Source organism: Microbacterium sp., from assembly GCF_046295495.1.
GTDB lineage: Bacteria > Actinomycetota > Actinomycetes > Actinomycetales > Microbacteriaceae > Microbacterium.
This window is the reverse complement of sequence record NZ_JBKBNC010000006.1, coordinates 102,709-114,054: the sequence shown is the minus strand read 5'-3', so window position 1 is coordinate 114,054 and position 11,346 is coordinate 102,709. Positions and strand designations below refer to the sequence as shown.

The 11,346-nt window shown below is 71.0% G+C and carries 8 protein-coding genes; 6 read left to right on the top strand and 2 right to left on the bottom strand.

Going from position 1 to position 11,346, the window contains the following annotated elements:
- The coding region (locus tag ACK4LS_RS04335; protein WP_409713692.1) for a hypothetical protein at positions 1–1,134 on the bottom strand (1,134 nt) is incomplete at its 3' end.
- 163 nt (positions 1,135–1,297) lie between these two features.
- Between ACK4LS_RS04335 and mtrA the strand changes: the two genes are divergently transcribed.
- The 5 genes from mtrA to hpf all read left to right on the top strand — a co-directional run bounded on the left by mtrA (position 1,298) and on the right by hpf (position 6,832).
- Complete coding sequence (mtrA, locus tag ACK4LS_RS04330; RefSeq protein ID WP_409713689.1) at positions 1,298–1,978, top strand: MtrAB system response regulator MtrA; 681 nt, start codon at positions 1,298–1,300, stop codon at positions 1,976–1,978.
- Positions 1,979–1,985: 7 nt separating this feature from the next.
- Positions 1,986–3,668 (top strand): MtrAB system histidine kinase MtrB, encoded by a 1,683-nt coding sequence (gene mtrB / locus ACK4LS_RS04325; RefSeq protein ID WP_409713686.1) that lies wholly within the window; start codon positions 1,986–1,988, stop codon positions 3,666–3,668.
- Entirely contained in the window at positions 3,665–5,323 is a 1,659-nt protein-coding gene (locus ACK4LS_RS04320; protein WP_409713683.1) for an LpqB family beta-propeller domain-containing protein, read from the top strand. The genes mtrB and ACK4LS_RS04320 overlap by 4 nt, the downstream gene beginning before the upstream one ends.
- Before the next feature lie 84 nt (positions 5,324–5,407).
- The gene (locus tag ACK4LS_RS04315) at positions 5,408–6,076 is read left to right on the top strand and encodes a ComF family protein (RefSeq protein WP_409713680.1); all 669 of its coding nucleotides are present in this window, start codon (positions 5,408–5,410) and stop codon (positions 6,074–6,076) included.
- Between the two features lie 93 nt (positions 6,077–6,169).
- Positions 6,170–6,832, top strand: a complete 663-nt coding sequence (gene hpf / locus ACK4LS_RS04310; protein ID WP_409713677.1) for a ribosome hibernation-promoting factor, HPF/YfiA family — start codon at positions 6,170–6,172, stop codon at positions 6,830–6,832.
- 104 nt (positions 6,833–6,936) lie between these two features.
- Here the strand turns inward: hpf and ACK4LS_RS04305 are convergent, their stop codons facing one another.
- Entirely contained in the window at positions 6,937–8,250 is a 1,314-nt protein-coding gene (locus ACK4LS_RS04305; RefSeq protein ID WP_409713674.1) for a hypothetical protein, read from the bottom strand.
- 184 nt (positions 8,251–8,434) lie between these two features.
- Here ACK4LS_RS04305 and secA point away from each other — a divergent pair, with 184 nt between their 5' ends.
- Entirely contained in the window at positions 8,435–11,239 is a 2,805-nt protein-coding gene (gene secA / locus ACK4LS_RS04300; protein ID WP_409713671.1) for a preprotein translocase subunit SecA, read from the top strand.
- The last annotated feature ends 107 nt before the right edge of the window (positions 11,240–11,346 follow it).

Sequence of the window (11,346 nt, the reverse complement as noted above, 5' to 3'; positions counted from 1 at the left end):
CCCGCCGGAGGCACCCGCGACGGCACCGCCCGCGGGGGGCCCGTAGCCCGCGAACGCCGGCGCCGCGCCCACGGGCACGGGTGCGGGTCGCTGCACGACGCGCCCGACCCCGACGAGGTACGGGTCGGCGAGCTCGGCTGCTCCGGCGTCGCGCTGTTCGACGTAGGTGGCCAGGTCGTGGTCGAGGGCCTCCACGCGCATGCGTGCGTCGACGTACACGAGCACGGCCGAGGTCGACTGCACCACCAGGGCGATGCACTGCACCAGCAGGATGCCGAACTGCCCGACGACCTGCAGCACGGCGACGCCGACGATCGCCTCCGTCGCGGACCCGCCGGTGGGCGCGAGGATCCCGGGGACGATGCCGGCGATGAGGCTGAGGGGGACCGAGATGATCTGCGCGATGATGCTGAACGCCACCGAGATGATCACGACGACGCCGAGCGTGGACCAGAACCGCCCACGCGTGAGATGCCAGGAACGTCGGATCGCCCCGAGGATCGGCGCGCGCTCGAGGATGATGACCGAGGGCACGAGGAAGAGCTTCGGTGTGAGCCAGAGGTACAGCGGGATGAGCGCGATCACGAACAGGACGCCCACGGCGACGCCGATCCAGACGACGGACATCACGAGGAGCGTCACGATCGCGCCGAGGACGCCGAGCACGACGAGCGTGGCCAGCAGATACAGGGCGCTGTAGCCGATGAGGCGCCAGAACACCGGCTTCACGCGCGCCCAGACCGCCCGCAGCCTCGGCTTCTCGGCGACCACGGCGTGGGCGACCTCCGCCACGACGATGCCCTGAACGACGACGCTCAGCGCCCCCGTCGCGACCCCCAGCACGAGGGCGGTGGCCGCCGTGATCACGACGGAGCCGGCCATGATGGCGTCGAACTCGTCGCTGCCGACCGGCACGGTGTCGAGCCGGGAGAAGCTCGCCAGCGCGACCCCGCCGATCGCGGCGGTGAGGACGACGTAGGCGACCGCCTGCACCACGAGCGCGAAGCCGAGCAGCACCTTGGGGTTGTGCCGCAGGGCCACGAACGATCGGCCCAGGATCGTGCCGAACCCGTAGGGGTGCAGTGGCACGATGCCGGGGCGGGATGCCGGGGTCCAGGCCGGGTATGCGGTCATGGTGGCGCCTCCTCGTCGCGTGGCGATGTCCTCATCGTGTCATAGACCCCCGACACGCACGCCTGCCGTGCGGGCACGTCGACTACTCTCGATACGACGTGCCCCCGCCCCGGGGCGGTTTGCCCGTTCCCGAGCGGGTTCGAGACGGAAGACGTACACCCGAATGACTTCACGGATCCTGGTTGTCGACGACGACACCGCATTGGCCGAGATGATCGGCATCGTGCTGCGCACCGAGGGATTCGACACCGTGTTCTGCGCCGACGGTGCGAAGGCCGTCGACGCGTGGCGCTCCGAGCGTCCCGACCTCATCCTCCTCGACCTCATGCTCCCCGGCGTCGACGGCATCGAGATCTGCACGCGCGTGCGCGCGGAGTCCGGCATCCCGATCATCATGCTCACCGCCCGCACCGACACCGCCGACGTGGTCAAAGGTCTGGAATCGGGGGCCGACGACTACATCGTCAAGCCCTTCAACCCGAAAGAGCTCGTCGCGCGCATCCGCACGCGCCTGCGTCCCGCCCAGGCGGCGGCGGACGAGACCCTGCGCATCGGCGATCTCGTCGTCGACGTGGCCGGTCACGAGGTGCGCCGCGGCGATGCGCCGATCGCCCTCACCCCCCTGGAGTTCGAGCTCCTGGTCGCGCTCGCCGAGAAGCCTCAGCAGGTGTTCTCCCGCGAGATGCTGCTCGAGCAGGTGTGGGGCTATCACTACAAGGCCGACACGCGCCTGGTCAACGTGCACGTGCAGCGGCTGCGCGCCAAGATCGAGGCCGACCCCGACAACCCGCGGATCGTGACCACCGTGCGCGGCGTGGGATACCGCGCCGGCGCGGTCGCCTGAGGCCGCGATGACGGGCGCGGTGCGGACCCTCCCGCCGCGGGCGAACACCTGGCGCGACTGGCGGAGCACGCGGGATCGCCTCGCGACGCTGTGGCGACGTTCGCTGCGCTTCCGCACCATCGTCATCACCGTCACGCTCACGGCCGCGACCATCCTGGTCACCTGCGTGGCGATGGCCCTCGTCATCCAGAACGAGCTGTTCACCGCGCGCAAAGACCAGGTGCTCCTCGAGGCGCAGCGCGCCACGGCCGCCGCTCAGGCCACGCTCGACGCCGCGGTGGACTCGACCGACCCGGCGGCCGCGCAGACGCTCATGAACGGCATCGCCACGCGCCTGTCGCAGCAGTCCTCGAGCGATCTCATCGCGCTCTACCGCATCGGTCCGCCGTCACCTCTCGCGCCCCAGCCCTTCATCTCGCCCGCGTTCGAGTCCGACCTGGTCACCGAGGCGCTGCGCACGCAGGTGCAGTCCAGCCCCGACCTGCAGTGGTGGCAGTCGGTGGCGCTGCCCTCCGACAACGGCCGCGAGGTCCCCGGCATCCTGGTCGGGCACCAGCTGCGCTTCCCCGCCGAGGACGGCGTCGACTCGTACGAGCTGTACATGGGCTACGACCTGTCGAGCGCGTCGCAGACGCTCGCCTTCGTGCAGGTGCTGTTGTGGGTGGTCGGCCTCGTGCTCGTCGTGCTCATCGGCGCCATCGCGTGGTTCGTGCTCCGATCGGTCACCACCCCCATCGCGGATGCCGCCGAGACCAGCGCGAAGCTCGCCGCGGGAGATCTGGGCGTGCGACTGCCCGTGCGCGGAGAAGACGAACTGGCCACCCTGAACCGCTCGTTCAACGCCATGGCCGACAGCATCGAGTCGCAGATCAAGGAGCTGGCCGACCTCTCCCTCGTGCAGCAGCGTTTCGTCTCCGACGTCTCGCACGAGTTGCGCACGCCGTTGACGACGATCCGCCTCGCCGCCGACATGATCAACGATCAGCGCGGCGGGTTCGACCCCGTCACCGGTCGCGCGGCCGAGTTGCTGCACGCCCAGGTGCAACGGTTCGAGGTGCTGCTGACCGACCTGCTCGAGATCAGCCGTTACGACGCGGGCTCGGTGCAGCTCGAGCTCGAGGCCACGAGCCTGGCGCACCTGGCCGAAGACGTGATCGTCTCGATGGAGCAGTTGGCCGAGGGCCACGGTTCCGACGTGCGCCTGGTCGCACCGGGCGGCTACACGCCGGTCGACATGGACGCCCGCCGCGTGCGCCGTGTCGTGCGCAACCTCCTCGGCAACGCCATCGAGCACGGCGAGGGGCGCCCGATCGTCGTCTCCGTCGACAGCGACCGGGATGCCGTCGCCCTCGGCGTGCGCGACTTCGGCCTGGGCATGAAGGCCGACGACGTCGAGCGCGTCTTCGATCGCTTCTGGCGCGCCGACCCCTCGCGCGTGCGCACGATCGGCGGGACCGGCCTGGGACTGTCGATCGCCCTGGGCGACGCGCGCCTGCACGGCGGGACCCTGACGGTCTGGTCGGAGCCGGGCCGGGGGACCAACTTCGTGCTGACACTCCCGCGTGACGGCAAGCCCGTGACGGGCTCGCCGCTCCCGCTCGTGCCCGACGACGAGCAGGGCGGGGCGCTCGAGGCGCTCGGTCTCACCCAGCCCATCTCCACTCGACCCGGTGTCCGGAGGACCACATGAGACGCGCTCTCTCGCTCCTGGGCCTCGCGCTGGTGCTCGTGCTCACCGCGTGCACCGGCCTGCCCACCACGGGGTACGTCAACCCGGGCCGGGGACCCCAGACCGACGACACCCAGGCCTTCGCCTTCGTCCCCGACGGCCCGCAGGACGACGCCACGCCCGCGGAGATCGTCGAGGGGTTCCTGCGCGCCGGCTCCGGCCCCGCCGACGACTGGGCCACGGCGAAGCTCTTCCTCGCGCCGGGCACCTCGTGGGATCCCCGCGCTCGCGTCACCATCGACCGGCTCGCCGACCGCCGTGCCACCGCCGCCCCCGACGGCACGGCGGTCACGGTCGCGCTCACGAGCATCGCGGGAGTGGATGCCGACGGCGCGTACGCGCCGACCGCCTCGGGGACGAGTGAGACCCTGTCGTACGGGCTGGCCCGCGTCGACGAACAGTGGCGCATCACCTCCGCGCCCGACGGCGTCGTGCTGTACGAAGAGGTGTTCCCGACCGTCTACCAGGCGGCATCCGTGGCCTACTTCGACCCGACCTGGACCTTCATCGTCCCCGACGTGCGCTGGTTCCCCCGGCCGCTGGTGGCCAGTCGCGTCGCGACCGCGCTCGTCGACGGGAAGCCGAGCGCGTGGCTGGCGGGCGCGGTGCAGAGCGCCTTCCCCGACGAGCTCTCGCTGGTCGGTCGATCCGTCACCCTGTCCTCGAGCGGTGTCGCCCAGGTGCAGCTGCCTCGCGCCGCGCTGAGCCTGGACCGCACCACCCTCGACCGGATGCAGACGCAGCTGTCGCGGAGCCTGGTGACCGCCGGCATCAGCGAGGTGCAGATGACGGTCGAGGGCACCCCCATCACGGCATCCGAGGTGCCCGTGCGGGTCACCCGGGTCGATCCCTCGCCCGCGGTCCTGACGGCCGTCGGCGTGTTCGGCGCGCTCGCCGGTGACGCCATCGAGCCGATCGGCGGGCTCTCCGACGCGGTCGAGTCCCTCGCGCCCAACGCCGTCGAGGTGGAGGCCGACCGCAGTCTCGCGGCGGTGCGCACCCAGCAGGGGAGCGTCGCCAGCGCGCTGGCCGACGGCCGCACGTTCCTGCTCGACGAACGCGCCGGGCTCATCGCCCCCTCGATCGACGGCGAGGGCGAGATCTGGAGCGTGCCGTCCAACGCGCCCACCCAGGTGCGCGCGTTCACGCCCGAGGGGGTGCCCCGCGAGATCGGCAACGCCTGGCCCGATGCCTCCGAGATCGTGTCGATGCAGGTGTCGCGCGACGGCACCCGGGTGGCGGCGATCGTGACCGTCTCGGGCGTGCGCGAGGTCTGGGTCGCCGGGATCGAGCGCGAGGGCACCGGGGTCAGCCTCGGCCCGCCGCACGTGCTGTCGTTCTCCCAGCAGGGTGCTTTCGACCTCGCCTGGCTCGACGACACCACCGTGGGCGTCCTCGCCACGGCCGACGGCGCGAGCCGTCTTCGCGAATTGAACGTCGGCGGCCGCGGCACGGAGGCCTCGGCCCCCGACGGCGCCCGCACGCTCGCCGCGGGCAGTACGAGCGTCCGTGTGCTCGACGACGCGGGGCGCCTGTTCAGCCGCCGCGGAAGTTCGTGGACCCTCGTCGCCTCCGGCATCCGCGTGCTGGCGGCGCAGCAGGGCACCACGTCCTGACCGACGGTTCCTCCCCAGCCGCGGATCCGTCCCCCCGACGATTCCGGCCCGTCCGACGAGGCCGCCGTGCGCGATGCTTCCCCCATGGATCTCACCGCGGTCGTCGCGTCGTCGCTCCGCGACGCCCTCGCGTTCTGGCTCCCCGTCGCGTGCGCCGGGTGCGGCGAGGTCGACGCCGACCTGTGCGAGGGATGCCGAGCGGCTCTGGCTCCGCGCCTCGAACGTCGGCGGGTCGACGCCGACGTCCAGGTCGTCGCCGCCCTGCGGTTCGAGGGCGTCGCCGCGCGCGTCATCCGCGCGCTGAAAGAGGAGGGGCGCACCCCGCTCGCCCGCGCGCTGGCGCCGGCGCTCGACGCCGCGCTGCGCGCGAGCGCGCCCGCCGACGCTCTCCTCACCGCGGTCCCCTCGACCCGGGCGGCCGTGCGTCGCCGGGGCTATCGACCGGTGGAACTGCTGCTGCGCCGCGCCGGGCGGCGCGACGCACGCCTGCTCCGCGTCCGCCGGGCACCGCGCGACCAGCGCGGTCTCGACCGGCGCGCGCGCCGAGACAACGTCGACGGGGCGTTCGTGGCCCGCGGTGTCGCCGGGCGGGCCGTGGTGGTGGTCGACGACGTCGTGACGACGGGAGCGACCCTGTGCGAGGCCGCGCGCGCTCTCCGCGCAGCCGGGGCGACCTCGGTCGTCGCCGTGGCGCTGGCGCACACGCCGCAGCGGAGGGGGTTCGCAGGAGAACCGGAGGTGATTGGCACGTGACATGCCGGTGTCCTCCCACTAGCGTGGGGATGACTGAAGGCGACGGACGTTCCGCCCTTAGACCGGGCGGAACCCGGAACAAGGAGGTCACGGATGGACACCAACATCGTCGGCGTGGGAGTCGGTATCACCGATCGATTCCGCTCGGTGGTCGAAGAGAAGGTCAGTCGCATCGAGCACCTGGCGCCCCGCGCCAACGCGCTCGAGGTCAAGGTGACCCACCGCTCCTATCGCAACGGGCGGATGGAAGACGACACGGTCGAGCTCACCCTCGACGGCAAGGGTCCCGTCGTCCGCGCGGAAGCCACCGACGCCGACAAGTTCGCCGCACTCGATCTCGCGGTCGACAAGATCTCGGAGCAGGTGCGCCGCGCGAAGGACAAGCGCGTGGACGCCCGCAACCACCCCCGCGGCGCGAAGTTCGAGAAGGGCACCGGGGAGATCTCCGGTATCGACGTCGAACCCGCCTCCGTCGACGTGCTGCGCGCCGTCGCCACCGGGGCCGTCCCGGTGCAGGCCGAGGTCGGCGACGAGGAGGACTACTGCCCGGTCGTGATCCGGCAGAAGGAGTTCGGCGCCGAATGGATGACGGTGGAAGACGCCGTCGATCGCATGGAGCTCGTCGGCCACGACTTCTTCCTCTTCATCGACGCCCGCACCGACCACCCCAGCGTGGTCTACCGCCGCAAGGGCTGGGACTACGGCGTGATCGCCCTCGCGACTCAGGCATCCCCGGCCGTGCAGGTCGCGTCCTGACGTCTTGAGGAACCGCGAAGCCCCCGTCCGCGAGGACGGGGGCTTCGTCGATGGGGGGCCCGCGCCCTCCGGTGAGAGCGTTCCGGTGCTCGGACGCCGCTCGGTCAGCCGTCGAAGATGTCGCCCAACAGCGACCCGATGACCAGACCGCCCAGCATGCCGCCGACCATGTTGCCGCCGCCCATACCGCCACCGCGGCCGTAGCCGCCGCCCCGCCCGTAGCCGTCGCCGCCCCAGTCGTTCGGACGCGACTGCTCGATGTCGCGCTGCGCGATCTGCAGAGCCTCGGATGCCAGCGAGCCCACGCGACGAGCGGCCGCCAGGGCCGTCTCCCGCTGGTCGTCGGCGATCGGGCCGAGGGGGAGCCCCGCCCGAAGCCGCTCGGCTTCGACGAAGCGCGTGCGCGCATCGGCGCCGATCCATCCGCGGTGACCGGTGATGAGACCGCGCGCGACCGCGAGCTGCCGGTCGGCATCGTCGATCGCGTGCTCCACCTGCTCCTGTGAGGGGACCGGGCGCGCGGCACGCTCGCGGGCGAGGTCCAGGTCGGCGTTCGCCTGACGCAGAGACGAGAGCGCCGCGAAGGGATCGCTGCGCGTCCCCGAGGCGGGAAGGGCGGTCAGAGCCTGCTGGAGCGCCGTCATCGCGCGCGTGACGACCGGCGTCTGCGGTCCGAGGCGCGCCTCGATCAGATCGTTGCGCGAGTCCTCCACGACGGCGGCGAGGGTCGACTCGGCCCGCAGTGCCTCGATCTCGAAGGTGTCCACGGCATCCAGGAGAGACTCGGCACGGCGCGCCGCCTCGGTCGCCGCCTCGAGGGCGACGGAAGCCTGCTCCCGCTGACCCGCCTCGCGGCGGCGCTCCGAGACGGCCGCGGTGTGCACGGCGAAGTCGAGCAGCTGCTCGATCTCCTCGGGGTTTCCGCCGATCTGCGCGAGGGCCGACTCGCTGTACCGGCGGGAGAGCCGCTCCACCACGTCGCGCGCGTTCGGCACGCGCTCGGCGAGGCGGTCGCGATCGGCGCGGACGCGGGCGAGGGTCTCGGGTGCCCGTCGCACGGCGTCGATCTTGGGCTGGAGCACCTGCGTGCGCTCCTCGAGGAGGTCTTCGGCCCACTCCGCGAGTTGGATGATGCGCGCGTTGCGGGTGCGCAGCTCTTCCTTGGTGTCGGGGATCTCGTCGTGGTTCAGCTGGTGGAGCTGGAACGCCTCGGCGAGGTGGGTGCGCACGGAGGCGAGCGCCGCGGCGAGGTCTTCGGTGGCCTTGTCGCCGAGCTCGGCGCGGGCGAAGTCCAATTCGTCGGAGGTGAGACGCACGCGCTCGTCGGCGGTGACGATCGCGAGCTCCGCCCGGCGTGCCAGGTCGGCGTCCGCCGCGTCCTGTTCTTCGCGCTTCCTCTTGCCCCAGAAACCGGCCATGGCTCGATCCTAGGCGGCCCTCCGCGGGGCGTCGCCGTGTGTTCGCTGCGGGCGCGCAACCCGACCTTCGGATTGCGGCCTCCTCGCAGGTCACGAACGGGTAACACGGATAGCATGGGCGATGTATGCCTGTTCGCAGGCCGGCGTCCGCGCGGGCGCCGCACCCGACAGATGGAGATTCTTCGTGGCAAATCCGCTCGAGAAACTGCTGCGCGCCGGCGAAGGCCGCATCCTGCGCCGCCTGCAGGGCGTCGTGAAGGCCACCGGAGCGCTCGAAGAGGACTACGAGCAGCTCACCGACGACGAACTGCGCAATGAGACCATCGAACTGCGCGCCCGCTACGAGGCCGGCGAGACTCTCGACCAGCTGATGCCCGAGGCGTTCGCCGCCGTCCGCGAAGCGGCCAAGCGCACGCTGGGCCAGCGCCCGTACGACGTGCAGATCATGGGCGGCGCCGCCCTGCACCTCGGCAACATCGCCGAGATGAAGACCGGTGAAGGCAAGACGCTCACCGCCGCGCTCCCCGCGTATCTGAACGCGATCGCCGGCAAGGGTGTGCACGTCATCACCGTCAACGACTTCCTCGCCAGCTACCAGTCGGAGCTCATGGGTCGCGTCTATCGCGCGCTCGGCATGACCACGGGCACCGTGGTCGCCGGCCAGACCCCCGAGGTGCGCCGCGAGCAGTACGAGGCCGACATCAGCTACGGCACGAACAACGAGTTCGGCTTCGACTACCTGCGCGACAACATGGCGTGGCGCAAGGAAGACCTCGTGCAGCGGGGGCACTTCTTCGCCATCGTCGACGAGGTCGACTCGATCCTCATCGACGAGGCCCGCACCCCGCTGATCATCTCGGGCCCGGCATCCGGTGAGGCCAACCGCTGGTTCGCCGAGTTCGCCAAGCTCGCCCGCACCCTCGAGGCGGGCGTCGACTACGAGGTCGACGAGAAGAAGCGCACGATCGGCGTGCTCGAGCCCGGTATCGAGAAGGTCGAGGACTACCTCGGCATCGACAACCTTTACGAGTCCGCCAACACCCCGCTCATCTCCTTCCTGAACAACTCGATCAAGGCGATCGCACTGTTCAAGCGCGACACCGACTACGTCGTCATGAACGACGAGGTCATGATCGTCGACGAGCACACCGGCCGTATCCTCGTGGGTCGCCGCTACAACGAGGGCATCCACCAGGCCATCGAGGCCAAGGAGGGCGTCCCGGTCAAGGCCGAGAACCAGACGCTGGCCACGGTGACGCTGCAGAACTACTTCCGCCTCTACGACAAGCTCTCGGGCATGACGGGTACGGCCGAGACCGAGGCCGCCGAGTTCATGTCGACCTACAAGCTCGGTGTCGTCCCGATCCCGACCAACAAGCCGATGGTCCGCAAGGACCAGTCCGACCTCGTGTACAAGAACGAGACGGCGAAGTTCGCGCAGGTCGTCGAAGACATCGTCGAGCGCCACGCGAAGGGCCAGCCGGTCCTCGTCGGCACGACGAGCGTCGAGAAGAGCGAGTACCTTTCACGCCTGCTGGCGAAGAAGGGCGTGCGCCACGAGGTGCTCAACGCCAAGAACCACGCACGCGAGGCCGAAATCGTCGCGCGCGCCGGACGGCTGGGCGCCGTCACCGTCGCCACCAACATGGCGGGTCGTGGAACCGACATCATGCTCGGCGGCAACGCCGAGTTCCTCGCCGTGCAGGAGATGAAGGCCCGGAACCTCGACCCCGTCGAGACCCCCGAGGCCTACGAGTCCGAGTGGGACTCCGTGTACCAGGGCATGCGCGACACCGTCGCCGAGGAGGCGGCCAAGGTCGTCGAGGCGGGCGGACTGTACGTGCTCGGCACCGAGCGGCACGAGTCCCGCCGCATCGACAACCAGCTGCGCGGCCGCTCGGGCCGCCAGGGCGACCCCGGCGAGAGCCGCTTCTACCTGTCGCTCACCGACGACCTGATGCGCCTGTTCCAGTCGGGCGCGGCCGAGGCGATCCTCGCGCGCACGAACTTCCCCGACGACGTGGCGATCGAGTCGGGCCTCGTGTCGCGCGCGATCAAGAGCGCCCAGTCGCAGGTCGAGGCGCGCAACGCCGAGATGCGCAAGAACGTCCTGAAGTACGACGACGTTCTCAACCGTCAGCGCGAGGCGATCTACGCCGACCGCCGCCACATGCTCCAGGGCGACGACATCGCCGACCGCGTGCAGCACTTCATCGAAGACGCCATCACCGCCGTGATCGACGACCACACCGGATCGGGCCACACCGAGTCGTGGGACTTCGACGCCCTCTGGACCGAGCTGAAGACCCTCTACCCCGTCAGCGTCACGATCGACGAGGTCGTGGCCGAGGCCGGCGGCAACAAGGGACGCATCACCCCCGAGGGACTCAAGCGCGAGATCATCTCCGACGCCCGCATCGCGTACGACAACCGTGAGAAGGCACTCGGCGAGCAGGCGCTGCGCGAGCTCGAGCGTCGCGTGGTGCTGCAGGTGCTCGACCGCCGCTGGCGCGAGCACCTCTACGAGATGGACTACCTCAAAGACGGCATCGGCCTGCGCGCCATGGCTCAGCGCGACCCGCTGATCGAGTACCAGCGCGAGGGCTACCAGATGTTCCAGTCGATGATGGGACAGATCAAGGAGGAGTCCGTCGGCTTCCTCTACAACCTCGAGGTCGAGGTGCGCAGCGTCGAGGGAGAGCCCGCCGCCCAGGTCGAGGCCAAGGGATTGGCTCCCGCGCCCGTCGAGACGCAGCGCCTCGAGTACTCCGCGGCGAACGACGCGGGTGAGGTCGAGGTGCGCAACGACCGCGGTCAGGTGCAGCAGGCGGCGACCAACCGCCTCCGTCAGGCCGCACAGCCCGCGGCTCCCGCCACCGAGCAGCCCGCCGCCGCCGGTGCCCGCGGCGCGTTCGGCCAGCGCACGGACGCCCCGGAGCAGGCCTCGGCCGCCAACCGCGCCGACCGTCGCGCCGCCAAGAAGAAGTAACACGACACGGATGCCGCACCCCGCCCGGGGTGCGGCATCCGTCGTCTCCGGGCGCCCTCACACGCGTGCGGGGCGGGCGGCGGCGGATCGGCGCACGACCTTCGATG

What these genes read in the sequence shown, in the direction of transcription:
- hpf (WP_409713677.1), top strand. Translation starts at nt 6,170, where the DNA reads ATGGACACCAACATCGTCGGCGTGGGAGTCGGTATCACCGATCGATTC.
- mtrB (WP_409713686.1), top strand. Translation starts at nt 1,986, where the DNA reads ATGACGGGCGCGGTGCGGACCCTCCCGCCGCGGGCGAACACCTGGCGC.
- ACK4LS_RS04315 (WP_409713680.1), top strand. Translation starts at nt 5,408, where the DNA reads ATGGATCTCACCGCGGTCGTCGCGTCGTCGCTCCGCGACGCCCTCGCG.
- ACK4LS_RS04320 (WP_409713683.1), top strand. Translation starts at nt 3,665, where the DNA reads ATGAGACGCGCTCTCTCGCTCCTGGGCCTCGCGCTGGTGCTCGTGCTC.
- mtrA (WP_409713689.1), top strand. Translation starts at nt 1,298, where the DNA reads ATGACTTCACGGATCCTGGTTGTCGACGACGACACCGCATTGGCCGAG.
- ACK4LS_RS04305 (WP_409713674.1), bottom strand. Translation starts at nt 8,250, where the DNA reads ATGGCCGGTTTCTGGGGCAAGAGGAAGCGCGAAGAACAGGACGCGGCG.